This is a genomic window from Pseudochrobactrum algeriensis (assembly GCF_018436245.1).
In the GTDB taxonomy this organism is placed as follows: Bacteria; Pseudomonadota; Alphaproteobacteria; order Rhizobiales; family Rhizobiaceae; genus Pseudochrobactrum; species Pseudochrobactrum saccharolyticum.
Genome location: NZ_CP075361.1, coordinates 1,670,116 through 1,690,968 on the forward strand (window position 1 = coordinate 1,670,116; position 20,853 = coordinate 1,690,968).

The 20,853-nt window shown below is 50.4% G+C and carries 25 protein-coding genes and 3 tRNA genes; 9 read left to right on the plus strand and 19 right to left on the minus strand.

The window, feature by feature from the left end; genetic code table 11:
- The 12 genes from KHQ09_RS09865 to KHQ09_RS09920 form a co-directional block, all read right to left on the minus strand.
- Positions 1–1,635, minus strand: coding sequence for a phage portal protein (locus KHQ09_RS09865; protein WP_213598011.1), 1,635 nt, complete (start codon positions 1,633–1,635; stop codon positions 1–3).
- Positions 1,632–1,856: a gpW family head-tail joining protein gene (gene gpW / locus KHQ09_RS09870; protein WP_213598013.1), complete on the minus strand. Its 225-nt coding sequence runs from the start codon at positions 1,854–1,856 to the stop codon at positions 1,632–1,634. Before gpW ends, KHQ09_RS09865 begins: the two co-directional genes overlap by 4 nt.
- Positions 1,857–1,867: 11 nt before the next feature.
- Positions 1,868–3,898 carry a phage terminase large subunit family protein gene (locus KHQ09_RS09875; RefSeq protein WP_213598015.1) on the minus strand — a complete coding sequence of 677 codons (2,031 nt, stop codon included), beginning with the start codon at positions 3,896–3,898 and terminating at the stop codon, positions 1,868–1,870.
- Positions 3,899–3,909: 11 nt separating this feature from the next.
- On the minus strand, positions 3,910–4,602 hold the full coding sequence (locus KHQ09_RS09880; RefSeq protein WP_022711871.1) for a hypothetical protein: 693 nt from the start codon (positions 4,600–4,602) through the stop codon (positions 3,910–3,912).
- Positions 4,603–4,792: 190 nt separating this feature from the next.
- The gene (locus tag KHQ09_RS09885) at positions 4,793–5,581 is read right to left on the minus strand and encodes a hypothetical protein (RefSeq protein WP_213598017.1); all 789 of its coding nucleotides are present in this window, start codon (positions 5,579–5,581) and stop codon (positions 4,793–4,795) included.
- Between the two features lie 505 nt (positions 5,582–6,086).
- Complete coding sequence (locus tag KHQ09_RS09890; RefSeq protein WP_075655044.1) at positions 6,087–6,812, minus strand: GGDEF domain-containing protein; 726 nt, start codon at positions 6,810–6,812, stop codon at positions 6,087–6,089.
- Between the two features lie 307 nt (positions 6,813–7,119).
- Positions 7,120–7,770 carry a transcription termination/antitermination NusG family protein gene (locus KHQ09_RS09895; protein ID WP_075655042.1) on the minus strand — a complete coding sequence of 217 codons (651 nt, stop codon included), beginning with the start codon at positions 7,768–7,770 and terminating at the stop codon, positions 7,120–7,122.
- Positions 7,767–8,906, minus strand: a complete 1,140-nt coding sequence (locus KHQ09_RS09900) for a helix-turn-helix domain-containing protein (protein WP_075655040.1) — start codon at positions 8,904–8,906, stop codon at positions 7,767–7,769. Before KHQ09_RS09900 ends, KHQ09_RS09895 begins: the two co-directional genes overlap by 4 nt.
- Positions 8,903–9,301, minus strand: coding sequence for a helix-turn-helix domain-containing protein (locus tag KHQ09_RS09905; protein ID WP_075655038.1), 399 nt, complete (start codon positions 9,299–9,301; stop codon positions 8,903–8,905). Before KHQ09_RS09905 ends, KHQ09_RS09900 begins: the two co-directional genes overlap by 4 nt.
- Complete coding sequence (locus tag KHQ09_RS09910; RefSeq protein ID WP_213598019.1) at positions 9,298–9,579, minus strand: DUF2312 domain-containing protein; 282 nt, start codon at positions 9,577–9,579, stop codon at positions 9,298–9,300. The genes KHQ09_RS09905 and KHQ09_RS09910 overlap by 4 nt, the downstream gene beginning before the upstream one ends.
- Before the next feature lie 189 nt (positions 9,580–9,768).
- Positions 9,769–10,257 (minus strand): phage regulatory CII family protein, encoded by a 489-nt coding sequence (locus tag KHQ09_RS09915; protein ID WP_075655032.1) that lies wholly within the window; start codon positions 10,255–10,257, stop codon positions 9,769–9,771.
- Positions 10,258–10,420: 163 nt separating this feature from the next.
- Positions 10,421–10,672 (minus strand): hypothetical protein, encoded by a 252-nt coding sequence (locus KHQ09_RS09920; protein WP_075655030.1) that lies wholly within the window; start codon positions 10,670–10,672, stop codon positions 10,421–10,423.
- 165 nt (positions 10,673–10,837) lie between these two features.
- On the opposite strand from KHQ09_RS09920, the gene KHQ09_RS09925 reads away from it, so the two are divergent.
- The 4 genes from KHQ09_RS09925 to KHQ09_RS09940 all read left to right on the plus strand — a co-directional run bounded on the left by KHQ09_RS09925 (position 10,838) and on the right by KHQ09_RS09940 (position 12,567).
- Entirely contained in the window at positions 10,838–11,443 is a 606-nt protein-coding gene (locus KHQ09_RS09925; protein WP_238481608.1) for a LexA family protein, read from the plus strand.
- Positions 11,444–11,572: 129 nt separating this feature from the next.
- Entirely contained in the window at positions 11,573–11,791 is a 219-nt protein-coding gene (locus tag KHQ09_RS09930; RefSeq protein ID WP_075655026.1) for a hypothetical protein, read from the plus strand.
- Complete coding sequence (locus KHQ09_RS09935; protein ID WP_075655024.1) at positions 11,791–12,300, plus strand: hypothetical protein; 510 nt, start codon at positions 11,791–11,793, stop codon at positions 12,298–12,300. The genes KHQ09_RS09930 and KHQ09_RS09935 overlap by 1 nt, the downstream gene beginning before the upstream one ends.
- Before the next feature lie 60 nt (positions 12,301–12,360).
- Complete coding sequence (locus KHQ09_RS09940; protein ID WP_213598021.1) at positions 12,361–12,567, plus strand: helix-turn-helix domain-containing protein; 207 nt, start codon at positions 12,361–12,363, stop codon at positions 12,565–12,567.
- Between the two features lie 137 nt (positions 12,568–12,704).
- Here the strand turns inward: KHQ09_RS09940 and KHQ09_RS09945 are convergent, their stop codons facing one another.
- Positions 12,705–13,235, minus strand: a complete 531-nt coding sequence (locus KHQ09_RS09945) for a hypothetical protein (protein ID WP_213598023.1) — start codon at positions 13,233–13,235, stop codon at positions 12,705–12,707.
- A gap of 320 nt (positions 13,236–13,555) precedes the next feature.
- Between KHQ09_RS09945 and KHQ09_RS09950 the strand changes: the two genes are divergently transcribed.
- The 3 genes from KHQ09_RS09950 to KHQ09_RS09960 are packed head-to-tail and all read left to right on the plus strand — an operon-like array spanning position 13,556 to position 15,098.
- Entirely contained in the window at positions 13,556–13,819 is a 264-nt protein-coding gene (locus KHQ09_RS09950; protein WP_213598025.1) for a hypothetical protein, read from the plus strand.
- A gap of 2 nt (positions 13,820–13,821) precedes the next feature.
- Positions 13,822–14,010 carry a hypothetical protein gene (locus KHQ09_RS09955; RefSeq protein ID WP_075655016.1) on the plus strand — a complete coding sequence of 63 codons (189 nt, stop codon included), beginning with the start codon at positions 13,822–13,824 and terminating at the stop codon, positions 14,008–14,010.
- On the plus strand, positions 14,010–15,098 hold the full coding sequence (locus KHQ09_RS09960) for a tyrosine-type recombinase/integrase (protein ID WP_213598027.1): 1,089 nt from the start codon (positions 14,010–14,012) through the stop codon (positions 15,096–15,098). The genes KHQ09_RS09955 and KHQ09_RS09960 overlap by 1 nt, the downstream gene beginning before the upstream one ends.
- 171 nt (positions 15,099–15,269) lie before the next feature.
- On the opposite strand, the gene KHQ09_RS09965 is transcribed toward KHQ09_RS09960, so the two are convergent.
- From KHQ09_RS09965 to KHQ09_RS09975, 3 genes are all read right to left on the minus strand, one after another.
- Positions 15,270–15,343, minus strand: a tRNA-Cys gene (locus tag KHQ09_RS09965).
- Between the two features lie 155 nt (positions 15,344–15,498).
- Positions 15,499–15,759 carry a hypothetical protein gene (locus KHQ09_RS09970; RefSeq protein ID WP_116087900.1) on the minus strand — a complete coding sequence of 87 codons (261 nt, stop codon included), beginning with the start codon at positions 15,757–15,759 and terminating at the stop codon, positions 15,499–15,501.
- 253 nt (positions 15,760–16,012) lie between these two features.
- Positions 16,013–16,231, minus strand: a complete 219-nt coding sequence (locus tag KHQ09_RS09975) for a hypothetical protein (protein ID WP_213598029.1) — start codon at positions 16,229–16,231, stop codon at positions 16,013–16,015.
- 10 nt (positions 16,232–16,241) lie between these two features.
- Between KHQ09_RS09975 and KHQ09_RS09980 the strand changes: the two genes are divergently transcribed.
- A tRNA-Asn gene (locus tag KHQ09_RS09980) sits at positions 16,242–16,316 on the plus strand.
- A gap of 271 nt (positions 16,317–16,587) precedes the next feature.
- A tRNA-Asn gene (locus KHQ09_RS09985) sits at positions 16,588–16,662 on the plus strand.
- A gap of 134 nt (positions 16,663–16,796) precedes the next feature.
- Here the strand turns inward: KHQ09_RS09985 and KHQ09_RS09990 are convergent.
- The 3 genes from KHQ09_RS09990 to kdpC are packed head-to-tail and all read right to left on the minus strand — an operon-like array spanning position 16,797 to position 20,843.
- Positions 16,797–17,492 (minus strand): response regulator transcription factor, encoded by a 696-nt coding sequence (locus KHQ09_RS09990; protein ID WP_213598031.1) that lies wholly within the window; start codon positions 17,490–17,492, stop codon positions 16,797–16,799.
- Complete coding sequence (locus KHQ09_RS09995) at positions 17,489–20,248, minus strand: sensor histidine kinase (protein WP_213598033.1); 2,760 nt, start codon at positions 20,246–20,248, stop codon at positions 17,489–17,491. Before KHQ09_RS09995 ends, KHQ09_RS09990 begins: the two co-directional genes overlap by 4 nt.
- A 31-nt stretch (positions 20,249–20,279) precedes the next feature.
- Complete coding sequence (gene kdpC, locus KHQ09_RS10000; RefSeq protein WP_213598036.1) at positions 20,280–20,843, minus strand: potassium-transporting ATPase subunit KdpC; 564 nt, start codon at positions 20,841–20,843, stop codon at positions 20,280–20,282.
- Positions 20,844–20,853 lie beyond the last annotated feature (10 nt).

Sequence of the window (20,853 nt, forward strand, 5' to 3'; positions counted from 1 at the left end):
CTAATTGGTTTCTTCCGGGTCATCTTTCGGTGTCTCACTTCCAAAGCGTGACACCACGCCGGAACTGGCCACTTCACCGGAGGTAACACCATGCTTGGCTGCAAACCGTTGTTCACGGGCACGTTGCAGCATGTCTTCCTTCCAATCGCGCCCCTGTTCGGCGGACTCGGATTCCTGCGTTGAAAGGCCAGTAGCCAAACGAATAGCGGCAGCACGCGCTTCTTTCTCGGGATCAACCCAGCCACGCCCCGAGCCGATCCAAGCCGCTCTTGCCCAACCAATCGGATTGGCCTCAAAGGAAACGGCATGTGCTGGTAGTTTGATACGCCCCTGATCGAACACTTCTTCCAGCCATGCCATATAAATCGGCTGCATAAAGCTATGCGCAAAGCTGGTTTTGCGTGCAGTCAGCCCGCGCCAGATTTCCAGAAGTGCCGCACGCGCACTGGAATAATTGACCTTTGACCAGTCCATGGTCAGCTGCTCATAGGTCAGGCCAATGGATGATGCGATATTGCGCAATGCTGCATTGACGAAAACCTCAAACGCAGCGTTCGGATGTTCGGATTTGGTAAAAACCACATCCTCACCCGGATTGAGGAAGTTGAGCTGCGCACCCTTGAGTCGGATCGGATCAGCTTTATACGCTGCCGCCTGAGCTGAAGCCTGCGCATCAAAAAATGCGTTAATCGACTTGCCACTATCACCGGCACTGAAACTATCAGCCAGCTGATCCATATCCAGCGGCGTTTTGATGAAAGCCGCCATTACCGCATTGAGTGATGCTGCCTGCAGCTCATAATTATTGTAATCAGAGACTTGCTTGAGCTGCTGCAACACGGATGCCCAAGGGCTGACACCGCGTGTCATACCGGCACGACTGGCCTCAAAAGCATGAACAGCTGTCGGCCTGCCCCATTCAGTCTCCCGTTCTACCCGATCCCAGATAAACATATCATGCATCGGTCTGGTGATATCGCCGGGATGTGTGCGTCGCACATGATAAGCCAGTGGCGCGCCATAGGCATCAAGCTCAACACCATCACGCAGAAACTCGCTATCCATCGCCCCTTTCGGATTGGAGATCCGCGCCGGATCAATCACATGCACACAGGTACCATAACCATTGGCTCCCATCCGATATGGCAAAACCGCAAAGGCTTCGCCGTCAGAAAATCGGTGTCGTGCTGCCAGACCCAACAGGCCAGCAACAGACTTGGTACGTTCTGCATCAAACCAGTTACCGGGATCGGTCGCCACATCCGACCATAGCCCTTCGATCTGGTCGCCAATCTCATCGGCCTCATCAGCGCTCAAATTCAGAGTTCTGGCATTTGGTTGACTGGATAAGCGCCATCCGGAACCAATCACTGTATCCACGAGACGGGACACACCAGCCGATGCCCAACCGTTATTACGCACCGCATCATTGACACGATCAATAACAACATCGCGCGACAATGTGAGTGCAGCTTGTCCGGAATATGTACCAGGTCGCCAACCAGCCATAGACGAATGATCCGAACCGGCAGCGCTATAAGCTGCCGCATTCATCGCATAACGTCTGCGGGCTGCAACACGCACCTCCGGTGGCATTGGAGCGCCGTGAGCGTCCAGAATAACCGGTTCGCTCATAGAAACACCACACGGCGCGAGCGGGTACGTGCTGCACTGGCAATCCCCAGCTGAGTCCGTAGCTCACCAATATAAAGCCGCAACCGCCCTTCATCTGCTGTGGTGAAATTCACACTTTCTCCCTGATAGCTGAGTTGCACTGATGCTTTACCAACCATGAGTTTATGCAGCGCTGCCTCTGCTTCTGTGAGGCGCGCCAATAAAATGCTTCTGTCTGTCATGTTGTTTCCGATCAGCCGCGGCGACTGGCACGCGCCATCGCACGGGCGATTGCCGCTTTTACCAAGGGCGATTGTTTCTGTTCATCTGCAAGTTTGGCTACCGACACCTGAGGCTGGCGTAAAAGCTGGTCTTCAAGATCCAGCTGTGCCGGTGGCTGCTCTTGTGAAAGACGTTCTGCCAATGCGTCCCATTCATCCTCAGTCCAGTAATTGATCCCTAAGCGCAGGGTCGCGGCCAAAGACTGGTTGAGCATATCCAGCGCCTCATTGCGTTTTCCAGCTGGCAAATCCCATTCATAATAAGGATGGCCAGAACGGCCACGGCGCTGAACACGTATCTCGGATGTTGCCTGTTCAAAGAAGTCATCCCCCAAACCATGCACAAAATCGATATAGCCAGTCTGTTCCGGATCTTCCTTGCGGTATGAACGGTAAAGAGCTGCTTTCATCACCGAAGCATTGAAGTTAAAAAAGCGCCGTGAGTATTTGAGTTGCCTACCTTTTTTGTCTTTCTCTTTTTTAACTTGCGCCAGCATTGGAGCGGCTTCGCGATTATCACCACGCACCATAATCACATCCGTGATCGGATGACACCGCGCCCACTCCCAAACATCTTCGGTATAGGCATTACCATCAATCGCCGTCAGATCGACCTTGCGCCGATTACCCCAACAATCCAGCCATTCACGTTTAACCAGTTGCGACAATGCCTGTTGCACTGCAGGCTCGGAGATATGGCCGGAATGCGCTGTAAAACCCGGTAGATTACGACCGGTATTATCGTCAAATATCCCGCGATCTATCACCACGCGGTAACGGTTCTTGCCATAACCAACCAGCAGCCATTCAACACGATCCCCCTGCACGTCTATGCCAATTGTCAGGATCAGTGCCTTTGGTGGGATAATCCCACGCGGCAGGCCAGTTTGCGCTGCCCTATCGCGCAACACTTCCCAGCCAATAGATTCCCCGTCAGTCTCAAAGGGTTGTCCCAGCCAGTCATTGAAGAATACCTGCTCAGCACCGGCCTTCTTACCTTTATCATCGGGACCGCCACGCTGCACATTGAGATAGGCACGCGCCAGCGCCTCCCAACTTTCCAACGGCGAATAGGCAACCCAGATATGAAATGAGCGATGATAGCGTGCTCGTTCCGGATATTTAGCAATCCATTTGGCACCATTCTCTCTCGCTACCATCCATGCGCGATGATGCTCCTTGATTTCGCCGCCACATTTAACGCAGTAAAAACACGCTTTCTCAGGATGCTCCGGATCAATGAGATCACGCATCTGCTCCCATTCGAGCGGTTGCAACTCCAAACAATGCGGACACGGCACATGGTAACGCTCCTGCGTGCCCTGCTCAAAGTTGGAGCTGATACGGCAGCCCGGCGCAATCAGCGGCGTTGAGATTTTCAGGATCTTCGCCGCGATGAATGCTTTTGACCGGCTCTCTGCCTGACTTTCCGGATCACCTGCCTCATTGTTTTGCCATTTCGACAGATCATCCTGCACCTGCTTACGCGGTGAGATCATCGACAAGCCGGAAGGTGAATTGGCGCCCGCTGCCTGAATAGCCCCGCGCCCGTCTGCACGCTCCTTATAGTGGATGGAATTACCACCCTCGCGGCTTTTCTCAGGAAACAGTGCCGTCAAAGACGTAGTTTCGCGGATCAGCGGCATCAGCTTCTGTTTCGACCAACGAGAGGCATTTTCCTCTGTCGGATGCACATACAGAAAATCGCACGGATCCATATCCATAGTGCCGAGCGTGAAGATATTCGCCAGCACCGTGCCGCCGACCTGTGCCGATTTGGCAATAGTCACAATCCGGCACGGGTCTTCCGGTGAAATAGCTTTCAATATCTCCGAGAAGAACGGAAACAGCGTTTCATTATAGGGACCAGGAAACTGTGTGATACGATCAGAAAAGACAATATTCTGTTTTGCCCAAGCTAGATAATCAACCGGTGGCGGTGGCATCGTCTCCTGTGCCAGAATGGAATATGTCAGCCATGCCGGATTGCAAAGCAGTGTCATGTACCAACCATTCAGTCTGGGTGTTGATCCTCACTTTCAAATAAATCAGGATCAATCACGTTTTCCGGCTCTGAAGCCTGTTGCTCTATGAAACCCTGTGCTGCTCGCTCACGTACTTTGCGGAAAGCTTGCTGCAGGTGATGTAGGATGTCGCGTTGTGGTAGTTCAAACTGGCCGGCCAGATGCGTTGCCATATCAGCCAGCCCGCCCTCCATCACACGGTAAGCCATCGCCACTGATCGCGTGATTTCTGATCTGGCTTCATCCGCCAACATGAACCGGCCAGATGCTAATGCTTCTTCGCGTTTGGCACGCGCTGTCTGCATTTTGGCTTGTTCAAGCTTTTCGCGGGCTATCTGGTCAGCAACCAGATCACTTGGTGTCTGAAACACTTCCGGTGGCCGCTTTTCTGCATTCTGCAGTAAAGGTGCATCCGTTTGTTCGACTGCAGCGCGTGGTACCGGTGAAACAGATATTCGCGTGCCTAGACCATTAATGCCTACACGCTGTGAGACATCAAGGCGCCCGCTCAAGTGGCGCTTGGCGCGTTCCACTACAATACGGGCGCTTCGTCCTTCGCCTTGCAAAGCATCCGGTCCAATCTGGCCGGACGCAATATATTGAGATATTCGTCCGGCAGAGACATTGATCAGCTTGGCAAACTCGCCCTTGCTCATCGTCTGATCTGACTGGATGGCCGTCATAACTTTTCCTGAGAATACAGCCGGATATTTAATCCTCTGAGTTTAGTGCCTGACTTTAGTTCTTTAGCCTTCGACTTTAGGCTTTGATTTCACGCTCAGACTGACCAAGACCCGCGGTGCGAAATACCCGCAGGCAAGGTGCGTCAGGAAGGACCCGAAATGTTAGAAATGATCCATATCGACTGACCAACTATCGGTGGCTTCGCTTGCCGACCTCTTCCGCGAAGTATCGGGCGAAACGTTCTTCTGCCACGCGCTTTACTGTCTCATGGAAGTTAACGGTTTGAACATAGGAGCGCATACGAACAAAGAGCAGCATGGGTTTTATTGAGTTATCCATGGGGTTTCGCTGCCATACCCCCGGATGCAAATGTGATCCGCGCTCTGGCACAAAGAACCGGGCATTCTTGTATCGCGCATTGCGCTTGGTGGAAGCTGCCGTTCGCTTACGATTATAACCAGCAGTACGTTCAGCAATTTGCAAATCAGCCAGAATGCGTACAATCAATGCCACGCGAACATTGCCATACTGATCAAGAGGACAATCCTTTGAAGGAACGACATAAAGCCCCTTGTCCATATGCCCTGCGGAGATCAGCTGGCGCTCAAAGGATTTGAGATTGCGCTGACCACCGAAAAATTGCGGCGTCAGAAAATTAGCAGGCGGCGTTGAATTCTTAGCCCATGACTTTCCTGCAATGATAACAGCTACTGAAAGACTAGAACTACTTGCCTGCTCATAGGCAACACCCCGTTTTGCAAAAGGTGTCACTCGATCAAGCTTAGCCTCCATCTCATCCTGCACAGCCAATCGGCCAACTGCCGCGGTTCTGTTCAATGCACTGATCGTTGCCTTTGGAACTACTTCCTGCTCGAACCGGTCAAGCTCCTGCTCCCACCCCTTCGTGTCAAAACTCATGAACACGGATGGACCATCAGATAACAATGGTCCACTCAATGATGAGGTGACATTCAGCATGGTCAATTATTCCAGTGAAAGAGAGATCAGCAATACTCAGTCCTGACCGCCAAATATTCGCGCATGTTGAAATGTGCATGAATCTCAACACTCATGGTCCGCACGCATTTTACCGCGCACTACATTAATTCATACGCATTTGACGGAATAATATTCGCATGATTAGTGAAAGATGCTGCTGGCGGGGAAAATAATCCGGTCGGCAATTTCTATTGTACTTACGTGCAGCAAAGTCACGACTAGAACGTGGCTTGAGTGACGGGCTCGCCCCCGTCTGCACCGGAGTGTGAATACAATGGAAACAAAGTTGAAACGCAAGTTAGTCGCCGTTCGGGCTTATGTTCGTAAGCGATGTGGAAAGTTAGAATATGTATGTGCGCATTTTCGCTCACATCCTAATCAGCTTTCCTTTAACTTTTAGGAAGAGTCACGCCCTTTCCCCTCAGCCAGCAGCACCCATCACTAAGCACCTTCATTATCTGGTTTGCGCCCCGCCATAGGGGCGCTATCTTGCTCTTTTCTTGCGATACATTCGCTCATCAGCAAGAGACATAATATCTTTGAATTTCTGCTTGGATTTTAATGGCATATATCCAACAGAAAGCGATAAAACATGCGTAATACCTGTCTGTCGCTGCTGAAACTCATCATGCGCTTTCGCATTCATCTGCTCAATTGCACCATCAACATCAGCACATGAGGCCTTTGATATGAAAGCGCAAAACTCATCCCCTCCAATACGAGCAATCAAACTATCTGTCGGCAATACGTTGACCATTGCGTGAGCGACAGAAACAACAGCATCATCACCGACAAGGTGACCATATTTGTCATTGATCACTTTCAGATAATCAATATCAGCTAACATAAACCAGCCTCGAACACCCGCTGCGCTTGCTGCATTAAACTGCTCGATAAAACTACGGCGGTTAAGGATACCGGTTAAAGGGTCAACACTTGCGATGCGCGCAAGCTCATTGGCTCTGCGGATGGCGCTGCGATAAGAGAGTTCCAGTTTTTCCAGACGAGAAAACCAATAAATACCAATCGGTATTGCGATCAGAAATGGTAGCGTCAATCTGACAAAGACCGTTATTAAATCGGACTCTGTTCCTGTGATTATTCGAATACCAGTTGAAAATGATATTGAAATAGCCGCTGCAAATATTGCGACTATTGCCGTTCGTTTCAACACAAACTTCGATAACAACCGCCCACCTTCCGGGATCATATCTTATTAAAAAACTGCAATCTAGCTTTTTAATCCGCCATGCAGTTTTACCGATATGGATTTCAGAAACATCTACATTTGTGCTTCGTCCGAATATAATCCACAACTCAGGTATGATGCAGTTATATTAATTTCTTAGGGTACGAAATTTCCTCATAGCTTCGCACTGGAGGAGAAGCGGTTGCCGAGTTATCGGTCGCTTCTCCGGGATCCGCAGGGAGCTCACTGCGGCTAATGCCGACTTACACCGCTCACCGTCTCGGAAGCATTACGCTTCACAGTCTACAGGTCGTCCCTGTTCATAGGGCTATGCCGATTTTATTAAATTGGCAAGGGGCACTTCTATCGTCCGCTGTTGACCAAATATAAAGGCGAGAACACGGGCTGCTCTTGTCCCGACATAGCCTTCTATGACGCCCTCAAAAACACCTGCAGAGCCAACCGGAAACGATACGCGTTCACCGTTTTTGTAACGCGGAAAATCCTTTAAATCATTAAATGAACCAACCTCGGTCAAATATCTGAGATCATTCATATATTTATCATTAACAATAATTGCTCCATTCTGTCCAAAAATGAGAGAAATTGCCCCATCAACACGTGATAATCCCACCCAACTTTCCACACATGGGACTACTCTTACAAACAAGTATCCATTGAAAATAGGCACTTCAATTTTCTTTGAACGGCGTGTGTATTTGACTGAACGTGCCTCCGATTTCATGGGCAACCATGTCTCAATTCCAAAGTTACTCACCGATTTACTAACAGCTTTCTCTTGTTTGTTCGCAGTTTTGAGAACAAACCATTGTTTTTCAGACTGCTCATTACCGGCAGCAATAGCCAAAAATTTCTCTTGCATCCGTATTTTGATACGATCTGGATCGCGCTCATCGAGCTGTCGTGCTATTTCCAAGATACGCGCTTCCTCAAATGGTCTGTTATTTGGCATCATCATTTTTCAATTCCTCGCAACAGAGCCTGTAATTCTTCCAGTGCATCGGGACCGCCTTCCGGCAGATAGACATATTCCATAGTTCCGGTATTCGGCAGCCAAGGCCAGCCACGCGCAGCATGAGCATCAAACCACGCCTGCCACAAATCACCACCAACCTTCACCGCAATCATGCGCTCAGCCACTGGCTGAAGATAAGCCGGGACAAGCGCACCACGTCTACCAGCTGCACGATCGAACAAATCATTCACTGCCGGAAACCCGAACTTGATCTGTTTCTCAGCCAGCAAATGCTCGACAGTAAAAGTACCAGCCTCAACCATGCGCTGCTCCAACGCTGTCAACTGGCCGAGATGAGTGGCACCAGTCAGTAACAGCTCATAAACTCGTGCCGCCCACATCTTGCCGAATGGCGCAGCCTGTGCCGGAGCGTTCGCAGAAAGGTGAGCAGAAGCTGGCAGCTTTTCCCAACGCTTTTCGCTCAGATAAACCGCAAACGAGCAAATGTGCTTGCGTCCTGTTGCCCGTGCTGCCTCGACATAGCGCCCGATTTCCTCAGAAGCCAACTGCCGATTATCAACCGAAAGATTCAACCACGCCCGATAAGCACCCGGTTCGCTGTCAGTCAGCCAAGTAGGCCAAGAAGCGAAAGCTTTTTTGAACGCCTTTTCGTTCGCCTTCCGAATTTCCTTGCTTTCCTGCTCATCCCCGCGCTCTCTCACTGTTACTGGTTCTATTACTGGTTCCCTTACAAGGTTAGTGTCCGAATTCCGGACACGGTTTTCGCCATTTTCCGGACACGGCTCCGGCTGTTTTTCGGACACGGCTTCACCCTGCCCGAGTCCGGATTTCGGACACGGAAAATCAACCTGAAAAGCGAAACGATAATAGGTAGAAATCTGCTTTCTGGAGTGCCTGTCGCGGCGCTGCTCTCGCAAAATCAAACCGGCCTGCTCCAATACAGCCAAATGGTCATTCAGGGCAGAACGCGACATTTCACAATCATTTGCGAGCGTTTCCTGACTAGGAAAACAGCCATGGTCTGGGTGATAGCGGTCGCATAAGTGCCAAAGAACCAGCTTTGTAGCCGGTTTAAACCCACGCTGTTTTAAGGCCCAGCTGGTAGCGTCGTGGCTCATTGTACAGCCCTCCGCAGTTCGCGCAAATTCCGCCCCATAGCAGCCCGTTTGCGCCGGTAGGTTCTAATCCCATACAACACGGTGGTGTGATCACGATTACCCATGCGACGGCCGATCTGGGAGGATGAAAGCTCGGTCAGGCGCCAAGCCCAATAATAGATGGCCTGCCGTGCCATAGAGACTTCACTATCACGGCGTTGAGAACGGATTTCCGTTAAGCTGACATTGAACACACGGCAGAACCGGTGCGCAATCTTATCAAGACGCGGCCTATACCCCTTATCGCCTGGCATTTGTGCAATCAGGGCCGCGTCATTTACAACGGAAGCAATAAACCGCTCGAATTTGACGGCTGTCGCATTGCGCATCGCAATAACTGCAGGATTGAAATTCATATCAGCCCCCGAAACAAAGTCATGCCAAGCGCATCAGCATAGAGCTGCACCATGGCCTCCTCTTCCTGCCGCTCAAGACCCTCTTTTTTGCGTAACCGGATGATCGTGCGTACAGCCTTCGTGTCGAAGCCGGAGCCTTTCAGTTCGGCAAAAACCTCTTTGATATCAGCACCGACAGTTTTCTTTTCTTCCTCAAGACGCTCAATTCGTTCAATAAAAGCACGAAGTTGCCCCACTGCGATGGTCTGCGAGCTGTCTCCTCCAACATCGTCAGTCATGATCTTGCCTCCGCTTTTTATCGGAACGAACAGGCACGAGACAAAGCCGCTGCAAACGGCCTTCTATGGTCAGCCGCGCCAGTCGGTCAGCATTATTAGGAAATTTTTTCAGCACGGCTTTAGATTTGGCCGCACCATACCGAGAGTGGGAAACAAACGGTTCGGAGCCGTGGAAGCGAAAGTGGCACATCATGCGTCACCGCCTTTTGAAAGCGCGCCATCAACCTTCCGTTGAAATGCTCGAAGCATTTGCACGGCTTCCTCAATTTCAATGTCTATTTGCTGCTTTTCACGGGGTGTGATTGAACCGTCTGCAATCGCCTGCGCGTATTCCTGCATCACATCAGATACAGACTTACTCAGGCGCGACATATCCCCGATATCCGGCAAGGTGTTGCCGAAATTCTGATTGCCAAGCGAAACCAGTTTATAGCCGAGCTGTGCAGCCATGATGGACACAATGCCGTTCGAGCGGGTGTCGAGCATCAAATCCATAGCCACATCAATCGGCATATGGTTGATCGCCTCATCAGGTGCGCCGTATCGAGAAAGCGCAGAGGCATTAACCCGTGTCACTTTTTCAAAAGCAGAAACGCCACCGGCCATTGGCAGCAAACGGCGCACGGCCGCTTTCAGCGCCTGCCTATCATGCTCAGTTGTGGGGCGAATTTTCACCATGACAGAACCTCATAAAAAAGACCTGTCTTCGCGCACACGGGAGCCAAAGCACGAAGACAGGCCAGCATCTGCCGTGAGAGGTGCCGGCAGAGATAAGGGAAAAATCTTTTGTGTGATTTTCGGTGACAGCCGCACTGCTGTCGTGTTTTGTGAGGAGGCACACTCATTGCACCACCTCAGCAACAGAAGGACGAATGATATTCTCAGGCCACACAGCCTTTTCCGGCCAATTGTGAGAAAACCACAGGACCACGTCATCGAATTTTTTAATCGTGAAGGTTCTACCGCCACGAATTCTTGAAAAAAAACGAGCATCAGCAGCGCATTGCCTACCGACCGTTGTCTCCTGCAATCCTATCGCAGCACCATAAATCGTGCCGAGAGTAATGAGAGTATTTGCGAGTTCTTTTTCCATATCCGCACAATAGTTGGTTTAAACCAACTTTCAAGCGGAAATTTCCAATTTTTAACCAGAAGGGATTTCCAATATCTTAAACACATGACAAATTTTAGAGACATTGTTGCTAAACGACTTGAGGAATTAGACCTGGGCCCTGTAGAAGCAGCCGTCCGTGCAGGCATGGAACGCAGCTATATTCGAGATATTGTTGAGGGCCGCAAGAAATCAGTTCGCAATGACAAACTTCAAGACTTGGCAAGAGCACTCAAATTGGATGCCGCTGCCCTTGCAAGCGGCGAACTCGTACGAGTTGACACCCAAGAAGGTCTAAAAGCCACGAATGCACCGGCGGGTTACGTAGCTGTGACAGGCAAAGTTGCAGCTAATACATGGCTAAGCGTTGATGATATGGACTTTAGTTACGACGATGTTGAGTATGTGCCAAGCATAGGAGACTACCCAATCGGCCATCAATTTGGCCTGATTATTGACGGTAACTGCCTAAATAAAATTGCAAATCACGGCGATCGCCTGATCTGCTTGGATGTAATTAAGGCCAATATTGATGTCGTACCGAACGATCTTGTGATCGTTGAACGCAGCCGATTTTCAGGCCAAATGGTAGAGCGGACAGCTAAACGAATTCGCCAAACTTCTGACGGATATGAGTTATGGCCGGAAAGTAATGACCCATCCCACCAAGCACCTATAAAATTAAACGGTGCAAACGAAGATGAAACAGTACGCATCGTCGGAAAAGTCCTCTGGATAGTCAGAAAACCATAAGTATGATTCTCTTATTTTCCAACTCCTTAAGCTCCCCACAATTAAGAAAGTTGGATTAATCCATTTTTACAGTTGACGAGTTGGTTATATCCAACTAGCATTTCATCAAATCAATGATGAGGTGCATTTATGATTATTTATGAAACCAGCCCCGCCCGAACACCCACAGCATGGGATACGCTGACTGTATCTGAAATGGCCGCGACTATGCAGGATATGGATGCTGCAGGCGATCCGGTAACACCAGACAATCTTAGACTGCGCGGCTACTCATCCGAAGATATTACACGCTATGGGCTCAAAGCCGCCCATCTTGCACGTTCTCTCTCTGTCAAAACGGTGATGTGATGAGCATCGCAACAACACTGGAACCACGGCCACACCAGCTCACCGATACCCTCCGCATGAAAATCGCGCGTGAAATCGCGCAAAAACTCTTCGACGATGACCTGATCAACGGTGAGGAAAGCATAATACCATGTGCAAACGATATATCGAACAATGCTTTAATCAGCATGGACGGCTATGAACTTGCCAGAGAATTAGAAGAGCGTTGCGGCTGGATACCGACACTCGAAATCGCGCAAATTCTTGACAACTACGGAGATGATGCACGGAGCGCCATAGATGATCTGCAAAAAGATTGGGTCATCCGGAATAACATACAGCCACCCTATTCTGTCGGCACACGTGTAGCCGTAAAACGCGGCTGGGATGACCGTTGCGGAGTCATCGTTAAAATATTCGAACACGGTCCAGCAAAGTACATCGTCAGGCTTGACGGGCAAAGCGCGACCACTGGTGCAATTGTGAACTTTGAAGACGTTACAACTGAACTGAGCAACCAGCCAACCTAATCACCCCAACAACCAGACACTGCCACAATTGCCGCACCTTCCGGCAGAAGGAGAACTTGTATGCAAATTAAGGTCAATATTAAAACACGTATGGCTGAAGCAGGCATCCGCGGCCGCCAATTGGCACCACTGCTCAATATCACCGAGCCAAATGTCTCCTTGCTCATAAACGGCAAATCCAAATCCATTTCTTACAAGCAGATGGCTACACTGTGCCAACTATTAAATTGCCAGCCCAACGACCTGTTTGAGTTAGTGCAGCCATGACAAAGGAACAGGCAAAGCTCATACACAGCTACAAGCTCCTGCTATCCAGTGTCTGCTGTACGAAGCGCATTACGCTGCAGACTGTAGATCTGCAAGCACTGCTGAATGTCGCCAAGGTTAATCATGTAGCACCACGCTCAACGATTGATTTCACTCGCCTTTTGGTACGTATGCCCTTCAAAGGAGTTCCAATTTTTAAACACCAAATGCCAAAAGGGAATGACCAAACGATCATCTGCGGGCAATTCCATCGCGGCATGCGCATCATTGTAAGCCTTAGTATCAATCGCACACATCGTCGGAGGCTCATCTCCCGTAATGCGAACCATATTACTATACCAATGAGCACATTGCTGCTCATCTGGATTGAGCGTAACTTCAATATCCGCCAGCAGGTTGTAATAATCACGTTGCAATTGTTGATGTGTCCTAGCCATACCACCGAGATCGAAGACCAGCTGAGCCGCAGCTATTATAGCAACGGCCGCACCGATCCAGGATTGCGGAATAGACAGACCGGAGAATATCTCACTGAAAGCAGCCGCACCCAGCAAGACTACTGCGAAATTCATAAATCTATTCAAGCGCTCAAAACGCAAACGTCTGGCCGTGTGATACAGCGCATTTCTGAGAACGTTGAAACGGATATTCTCAAGTCTGTCTTCCATAGTTCCTACTTTCCGGGCTTCGGCGCGCTAGGCCGTGTCGCTGGCTGGCGCGGACCTACACCAGCACCAACTCCACCTGAGGAGGTTGGTCGCGGCTGGCGCGTTCCCAAACTTCAGATTTCATATTCAAGATTTCTATTCATTCAGACCGTTCCTTTGTGCTGTTTCCATGAAGGAATGAGAGGTGATGGATCGCGTTCCCGCGCGATTCATCACCGCCAATCTTGCTACAAATATTTGATTTTGTCCGTTTATAAGGCCGCAAAAACAGCTCTCTCCCAGCTATTCACAGGCCATGCAGCACTATTGGAGGCAGGCAAATGAAACTGACAAAAAGACAGCAGGCGAAAGCGGACAAGCTGCAGGCCATTTGTGACAAATTCAATGCCTCCTATCCAGTCGGAACAGCCATGCTTTTGAAAAAGGACGGCCACGACGAATTGTTCCCGACAAAGACACGCAGCACGGCAAAGGTATTGAGCGGCCATTCAGCAGTCATTTGGCTTGAGAATGTGTCGGGCTGCTACCTGCTCGACCGAGTAACGCCAGCAGGCCGCGCAACCTTGGCGCAAGGAGGTAAATAAGCATGGATCACAAAGCCGAAAGAGAGAAAATGCGCTACACCCGCGCGCAAATCCGCAGTGCAGCGATCATTGCCAAAGAACAGGGCGTGAGCGTGCGCCTAGAAGCTGATGGCTCTTTATCAGTGCAACCTGCACCACTCACAGATACCTATCCTCATTTGATTGAACATAAAAATATAGTGCGGCTGTAATGACCAAACTGAGACGCAAACTCCCACCTCATGTTGTGCGTGAAGTGAGCCGCCACGGCAAAGTGAAATATTTTTACAGGATCGGGAAAGGTTTACGCGTGCGCCTGCCCGATGATGTGAACTCACGGGAATTCAAAGAAGGCTACAAGCAGGCTGTAATGGGCTATAAAATCGAAGAAGCCCCGCGTGGTATTCCTGCCCAGCCCTACAGCTTGCGATGGCTTATTGACCGTTATCGCGAAAGCTCCACCTGGAGAGCATTTTCGATTGCAACACAGCGCCAACGAGAGAACATTTTTATTGAGGCAATAAAACGCTCCAATAATACCCGCTACACAGCAATTGACCGCCGCTCGTTGGTTATGGCTCTTGAAGCACGAGCTGATACACCTGCCCAAGCTAATCACTTCCTGAAAGCAATGCGAGGCTTGTTCAGTTGGGCGCTCCAAAATGATTACGTGACCATTGACCCAACTGCAGGCGTATTACCATTGAAGTACAAACCCGTGGGCTTCGCACCCTGGACAATGGAGGATCTGCTACAGTTCTATGATAAATGGCCAGTAGGCACCAAAGCCCGCCTTGCTGTTGAGCTACTACTTCATACCGGATTGCGTCGATCTGACGTTGTACGAGCTGGCCGCCAGCACATGCGCGGCAATATTTTCAGCATTAAAACTCAAAAAACCGGTTCCCAGATAACAGTGGAGTTTCCTAAGGCGTTGCTAGACGTAATTTCCGTTACTGAAACCGGCATCAACACATTCCTCATCAGTGAATCTGGTAATGCATTTGAAGTTGCCAGTTTTGGAAACTGGTTCAGAGACAGATGTAATGATGCCGGCATCAAGAAAAGCGCACACGGGTTGCGCAAACTTTCAGCAACTCTATCTGCAGAAGCCGGTGCAGCCACACATGAGCTAATGGCACAATATGGTTGGTCTAATGTTAAACAGGCAGAACTCTACACCAAAGGCGCAGACAGAGTTCGCCTGGGCATTAAAAACTCCAGACGAGTTGCAGACCAGATTGAGAGTGAAATCGCTCTCACCCGCTCAAGAAGAAAAAATAAAAAACAAGCCGATTAAAAACGGAATTTTACAACCATAAATGCCAGCTAATTCTCTAGCTGGCTTTTTAATTTCATTGTTTTTCATGATAGAAATTTAGAGATTATCTACGCACTTTGCCCTCACCTAGTTGGCTAGTGAGGGATTTAAGCAAAATAAATCATATATAACAAATGCTTAGATTTTGGATGGAGGCCTCGCCCGGAATCGAACCGGGGTGCAAGGATTTGCAGTCCTCTGCGTAACCACTCCGCCACGAGGCCATCCGTATGTGGTTGAGTGCTGAATAGGTTAAGCCGCATGACTCGTCAAGTACCCCCGCCATGCTTTCCGCGAAATTTTAAATTTCCTATCAAAATAATGCAGATAGCCGGAATTTTATTCACAGCACATACAATAATCACTCAGGAAAAGCCGGTCACTCCTTCTGCTCCGCCTTCTCTGCTTTCTTGCGCGCCCTGTATTCACGCCAGCGACGCAGCAAACCAACCTCAGACTTGCGCCTGATCCGTCTTATTCGGCTGGAATCACGGGAAAGGATAATCAGCCCGAGCGGAAGCATCCAAACGCCGAGCACCGGTAAAAAGCTAAATACGCCACCAACGATAAGCCCGCCACCGAGGATTCGCCTGAGCCAGACAGACTGCGGGAGCGGCAAATGTTTCCCAAACAATCTGATCCGGTGCTGCGTAGCCGCCTCCCCGCTTTCAGTGCTCTGCTGTTCTGCAGCATTATTTATATCAGCATCCGGTTTCAGCAATCTGTCTGTCCTGCCTGCACTCTCTCTGTTTATATGCCCCTTATATAAGTGCCCTTTTGTTCAAAAAAATACCACTTCCGCCAAAGCTGCATTTTTCTGAAAATTACGACTGCTGTGAATGTGATTATGCAATGCTCTTCCACTGAGCATCAGGAATCAGAACGCATAATCATTACTCCTGATTCCGCAGTTTGTTGCGTGCAATGCACAGCGCCAGCAACTCTAAGATGTTGGAAACACTCAAAGCAGCGTCTTTAAACTGCGATATTTCAGATTTTAACACCTGAAATGCACGTCTCATCCACAGTTCCGCTAAAAAGTTGATTGAAAAGCGAAAAAGGGCTTGGCAAAACCAAAATGCTTTTGCTATACGCCAAATCGCTGAAAGCAAGAGCACCTGTTCCTCGGTAGCTCAGCGGTAGAGCAACCGGCTGTTAACCGGTTGGTCGCTGGTTCGAATCCGGCCCGGGGAGCCACTCTTTTCTCATAAAGAGCGTGCATAAAATTTCCAAAAGCTAAAATCAGAAATGCCTGTACTGCGTATAGTAGCGCTCGTTTTCACGCATCATCTAATTATTTGAAATAAATGATTTTTATCATTTTCAGATGATGGTCGCTGTCTTTCAAACTGGAAAACAATACTCCCTGTCATAAATCTGCTTTTTTCCTGTACAATATCAAAATTAGGGCTTGGCAAGAGCATTTTGCGTTGCTATACGGCTGTCATTGCAAATGCAGAGCAACTATTCCTCGGTAGCTCAGCGGTAGAGCAACCGGCTGTTAACCGGTTGGTCGCTGGTTCGAATCCGGCCCGGGGAGCCACTCTTCTTTAAGAGTTTCAATCTGCATAAATCACCCAATCAAAACTATCTTAATTCTATTACTCAAAGTTTTTCGACGCGTATAAAATACGTTTCGCCAGAGACTTTGTAAAATATCCGGCGAATCCGTCACATTTAAACGTCCGGTTCGCGTAGCCGGTAGCCGACACCTGTCTCTGTCAGAATATAAAACGGCTGATCGGGCGAATCTTCGAGTTTTTGACGCAACTGGCGCACATAAACGCGCAGATATTGCACATCACTCATGCCGCCCCAAATCTGATTGAGAATGAAGCTATGAGTCAGCACCTTGCCTGCGTGCTGCACCATGATCCGCAAAATATCATATTCTTTCGGCGAGAGCTTAATCTCCTGCCCTTTGAGCCGTACGATACGCTTCACCAGATCAACCGACAGCTCGCCGGTTTGGAAGACCGGCTTTTCGCCCTGCTCCTGCAATTTATGGCGCAGTGCCACGCGGATTCGTGCTGCCAGTTCTTTCATACCAAACGGCTTGGTCACATAATCATCAGCACCAAGCTCAAGCGCTTTAACGATTCCGTTTTCATCTGTGCGGCTTGAAAGAATAATCACAGGCAGATCAATCAGTTCCGAGCGCCACAGCGTCAGAAGATCATGCCCCGACATATCCGGCAGGCCGAGATCCAGCAGCACCAGATCAGGCCGGTCATCGCGCATAATCTCTCGGGCGATGGCCGCTGATGGTGCCTCAAGGATCAAAAAACCTTCCGTCCCCAGCCCTACGCGCAAAAGTTTACGGATTGGCGGCTCATCATCCACCACAAGGATTTTGACAATATTCTGTGTCATCGGGGAGATAATCCCTCTTCTGTTCCGCTCATCATTTCAGCGCAGCTGCTGAGCGGTAATCGGATTGTAAAAACAGCACCACTGCGACCGCCATGATCGCTGCGATTGGCAGCTGTAATGGTGCCGCCCATCGCCTCTGTAAAGCCCTTGCAGATTGCCAGCCCCAGCCCTGTACCGGCACGCACCTGATCGGTTTTGCGCACACGGTAGAAACTGTTGAAAATCCGCAATTCATCACCCGCCGGTATGCCCGCGCCCTCATCACTGATGCGCAATACAATATCGCCTTGCTCCGTCTGCCCCTGAATATAAACCAGACTGCCTTCCGGTGCGTATTTAGCGGCGTTGTCCAGCAAGTTGAACAACACCTGCTCAAACAAAACCGGATCAAGTTTCAGCATCGGCAGATCAGCGGCAATATCGGTTTCAACACGGTGATGTTGCAGAATTTTCGCGGCACGTTTCAAAGCACTGCCCACAATGTCGCCCAGATAATGCAGCGATTTATTCGGCTGCATGGCACCTGATTCAATCCGTGTCATATCCAGCAAATTGGCGATAAAGCGGTTGAGCCGCTCGGACTCATCCACCACGGTGGTCAGCAATTCAGCACGGTCAGTATCGGGCAGAGAGCCGGAATAGCTCTTCAATGTGTCTGCAGCGCCAAGAATGGCAGCGAGCGGCGTTTTCAAGTCATGAGAGATCGAGGTCAGCAACGCCGAGCGCAACCGGTCTGCCTCAACAGCAAGCTGCGCGCGATCCAGATCATCCACCAGTTGGATACGCGCAATCGCCAGTGCCGCCTGCTCTGCCAGTGCATCAAACAACCGTTGCTGCTCCGGCGTGAGGATAGGCCCTTGCCGGTCATCATCCAGCCCGACCACACCAATTGTATTACCGACTGCACGCAACGGCAGATAAAGACGCTTGGCACCGGGTAAAGTGTCTGCCCCACGTCCTGCAGGATGGTCATGCTCCCACGCCCAGCGGGCAGCAGCAATATCTGCATCGGCCAGCGTATCATCCGGCGGATAACCGGCACGCACGGAAATAGACGTATTGGCTGTACCTTCATCCGGCAACAGCACCACCACACGCACTTTGAGCAGCGCTGCAATCTGATAAACCGTTGCCCAGAGCACATCTTCCAGCGTTCCTGCACCCGCCAGCTTTTTACTGAACTGATAGAGCCCTTCCATTGTTCTGGCACGGTTACGCGCCGCGGAAGCCTGCCGCTGCACACGCGCTGTCAGATTACTGGCGACCAGCGCCACACAAATGAAGAATGCCAGTGCAATCACACTCTCCGGCCCTGCAATATGCAATGTGTAGAGTGGTGGCAGGAAGAAGAAATTGAAAACAAGCGCACTGACCAGCGAGGCAAACAAGGCAGGCCGCAGACCGGAGGCCACAGCCGTCGCCAGCACCGCCATCAGAAATACCAGCGCGATATTGCGCACATCCAGCACATGATCGAGCAAAGTGCCAACAACCAGCGCAATCGCGATATAGCCAAGGCTCAGCAGATAAGGCCGTAGCGAAAATGCTTTTTCCTCAGCGGTTGCCACCTGACGCACCGGCGCAGCCTCCTGCTGCGTACCGGAAATAATATGGATACTGAGATTACCGGCCTTACGGATCAGGTCGTGCGAGACTGACCCTTCAAACATTTCACGCAGACGCGATTTATTCGGCTTACCGATAACAATATGGCTGAAATTATGCGCCAAGGCATAATTGATAATGTCTTGTGCCACATCATGGCCGGTCAGCGTAATAATTTCACCGCCGAGCTGCTCTGCCAGCCGTGAGGTGGCGGCAATACGGTCTTTCTCTTCTTCCGAGAGCGTTGCCGCGCGGGATGTCTCCACATAGAGCGCTGTCCACGGCGTACGCAGCCGGTCGGCCTGTCTGCGGGCATAGCGGATCAGTGCCGCACCATGCGGCTGTTCATCAATGCAAACAAGCACACGTTCACCCGCCGACCAAGGGCCAGAAATGGCATTAGCCTGCATATGGCTGAGTAGCTGATCGTCCACACGTTGCGCCGTGCGCCGCAGAGCAAGTTCGCGCAATGCTGTGAGATTACCGGCCGAGAAGTAATTCTGTGTGGCGCGTTTCGCCGTCTTGGGCAGATAGACCTTGCCTTCTTTCAGGCGTTTAATCAGGTCTTCCGGTGTAATATCAACGATCTCAATATCATCGGCGCGGTCGATAATACTATCCGGCACGGTTTCGCGCACGCGGATACGGGTGATCTGCGCCACCACATCATTGAGGCTCTCGACATGCTGGATATTCAGCGTGGTATAAACATCAATCCCGTTGGCAAGCAGTTCTTCAACATCGAGATAGCGCTTGGGGTGCCTGCTGCCCGGAGCATTGGTATGCGCCAGTTCATCCACAAGCACCAGCTTGGGGCGACGCGCCAGCACAGCGTCGAGATCCATCTCCTCAAGTACATGGCCTTTATAATCGACACGTGCACGGGGAATAATCTCATAGCCTTCAGTCAGCGCCTGTGTTTCCTGACGCCCGTGGGTTTCGACAACCCCGATCACCACATCCTCGCCGTCAGCCAAAAGACTACGGCCGGACATCAGCATTTCATAGGTTTTACCAACGCCCGGAGCCGCCCCGAGAAAAATCTTGAGGCGGCCGCGTGTTTCCTGTTCGGCTTTGGCGAGCAGCGCATCCGGCGACGGTCTGTTGTCACCATTGCGCATGCTTTCCTGCAGCTGACTGTCATCATTCATCAATTATGATCCGGACTCTGCATGTTCTGTCTTATTTAACCTGATCCAGTGCGAGATTAAGCGCAAGCACATTCACAACCGGCTCGCCCAGCACACCCAGCAAACGCTCCTGTATCTGAGCATCCACCAGTGTCTTGAGTTTGGCCTCATCCAGCCCGCGTGCCTTGGCAATGCGCGGTATCTGGAACAAAGCCGCTTCCGGCGTGATATGCGGATCAAGTCCGCTGCCGGATGCTGTCACCAGATCAACAGGCACAGGCTGATTTGGATTCTCTGCCTGCAGCTTGGCCACATCGGCCTTTACGCGATCCAGTAACGCAGCGCTGGTTGGCGCAAGATTGGAACCGCCGGAGGATGCAGCATTATAACCATCACCTGCAGCACTCGGGCGACCGTGGAAATAACGATCAGAAGTGAATTGCTGGCCGATCAGTGATGAACCGATCACCTTATTATCCTTCACAATGAGACTACCATTAGCCTGAGAAGGAAACAGGGTCTGCGCCACGCTGGTCATAGCCAGCGGATAGGCAATACCGGTAATCACAGTCAGACTGACAATCATCACCACAGCAGGACGTAATTGTTTCAACATGTGTCTATTC

What these genes read in the sequence shown, in the direction of transcription:
- KHQ09_RS09865 (WP_213598011.1), bottom strand. Translation starts at nt 1,635, where the DNA reads ATGAGCGAACCGGTTATTCTGGACGCTCACGGCGCTCCAATGCCACCG.
- gpW (WP_213598013.1), bottom strand. Translation starts at nt 1,856, where the DNA reads ATGACAGACAGAAGCATTTTATTGGCGCGCCTCACAGAAGCAGAGGCA.
- KHQ09_RS09875 (WP_213598015.1), bottom strand. Translation starts at nt 3,898, where the DNA reads ATGACACTGCTTTGCAATCCGGCATGGCTGACATATTCCATTCTGGCA.
- KHQ09_RS09880 (WP_022711871.1), bottom strand. Translation starts at nt 4,602, where the DNA reads ATGACGGCCATCCAGTCAGATCAGACGATGAGCAAGGGCGAGTTTGCC.
- KHQ09_RS09885 (WP_213598017.1), bottom strand. Translation starts at nt 5,581, where the DNA reads ATGCTGAATGTCACCTCATCATTGAGTGGACCATTGTTATCTGATGGT.
- KHQ09_RS09890 (WP_075655044.1), bottom strand. Translation starts at nt 6,812, where the DNA reads ATGATCCCGGAAGGTGGGCGGTTGTTATCGAAGTTTGTGTTGAAACGA.
- KHQ09_RS09895 (WP_075655042.1), bottom strand. Translation starts at nt 7,770, where the DNA reads ATGATGATGCCAAATAACAGACCATTTGAGGAAGCGCGTATCTTGGAA.
- KHQ09_RS09900 (WP_075655040.1), bottom strand. Translation starts at nt 8,906, where the DNA reads ATGAGCCACGACGCTACCAGCTGGGCCTTAAAACAGCGTGGGTTTAAA.
- KHQ09_RS09905 (WP_075655038.1), bottom strand. Translation starts at nt 9,301, where the DNA reads ATGAATTTCAATCCTGCAGTTATTGCGATGCGCAATGCGACAGCCGTC.
- KHQ09_RS09910 (WP_213598019.1), bottom strand. Translation starts at nt 9,579, where the DNA reads ATGACTGACGATGTTGGAGGAGACAGCTCGCAGACCATCGCAGTGGGG.
- KHQ09_RS09915 (WP_075655032.1), bottom strand. Translation starts at nt 10,257, where the DNA reads ATGGTGAAAATTCGCCCCACAACTGAGCATGATAGGCAGGCGCTGAAA.
- KHQ09_RS09920 (WP_075655030.1), bottom strand. Translation starts at nt 10,672, where the DNA reads ATGGAAAAAGAACTCGCAAATACTCTCATTACTCTCGGCACGATTTAT.
- KHQ09_RS09925 (WP_238481608.1), top strand. Translation starts at nt 10,838, where the DNA reads ATGGAACGCAGCTATATTCGAGATATTGTTGAGGGCCGCAAGAAATCA.
- KHQ09_RS09930 (WP_075655026.1), top strand. Translation starts at nt 11,573, where the DNA reads ATGATTATTTATGAAACCAGCCCCGCCCGAACACCCACAGCATGGGAT.
- KHQ09_RS09935 (WP_075655024.1), top strand. Translation starts at nt 11,791, where the DNA reads ATGAGCATCGCAACAACACTGGAACCACGGCCACACCAGCTCACCGAT.
- KHQ09_RS09940 (WP_213598021.1), top strand. Translation starts at nt 12,361, where the DNA reads ATGCAAATTAAGGTCAATATTAAAACACGTATGGCTGAAGCAGGCATC.
- KHQ09_RS09945 (WP_213598023.1), bottom strand. Translation starts at nt 13,235, where the DNA reads ATGGAAGACAGACTTGAGAATATCCGTTTCAACGTTCTCAGAAATGCG.
- KHQ09_RS09950 (WP_213598025.1), top strand. Translation starts at nt 13,556, where the DNA reads ATGAAACTGACAAAAAGACAGCAGGCGAAAGCGGACAAGCTGCAGGCC.
- KHQ09_RS09955 (WP_075655016.1), top strand. Translation starts at nt 13,822, where the DNA reads ATGGATCACAAAGCCGAAAGAGAGAAAATGCGCTACACCCGCGCGCAA.
- KHQ09_RS09960 (WP_213598027.1), top strand. Translation starts at nt 14,010, where the DNA reads ATGACCAAACTGAGACGCAAACTCCCACCTCATGTTGTGCGTGAAGTG.
- KHQ09_RS09990 (WP_213598031.1), bottom strand. Translation starts at nt 17,492, where the DNA reads ATGACACAGAATATTGTCAAAATCCTTGTGGTGGATGATGAGCCGCCA.
- KHQ09_RS09995 (WP_213598033.1), bottom strand. Translation starts at nt 20,248, where the DNA reads ATGAATGATGACAGTCAGCTGCAGGAAAGCATGCGCAATGGTGACAAC.
- kdpC (WP_213598036.1), bottom strand. Translation starts at nt 20,843, where the DNA reads ATGTTGAAACAATTACGTCCTGCTGTGGTGATGATTGTCAGTCTGACT.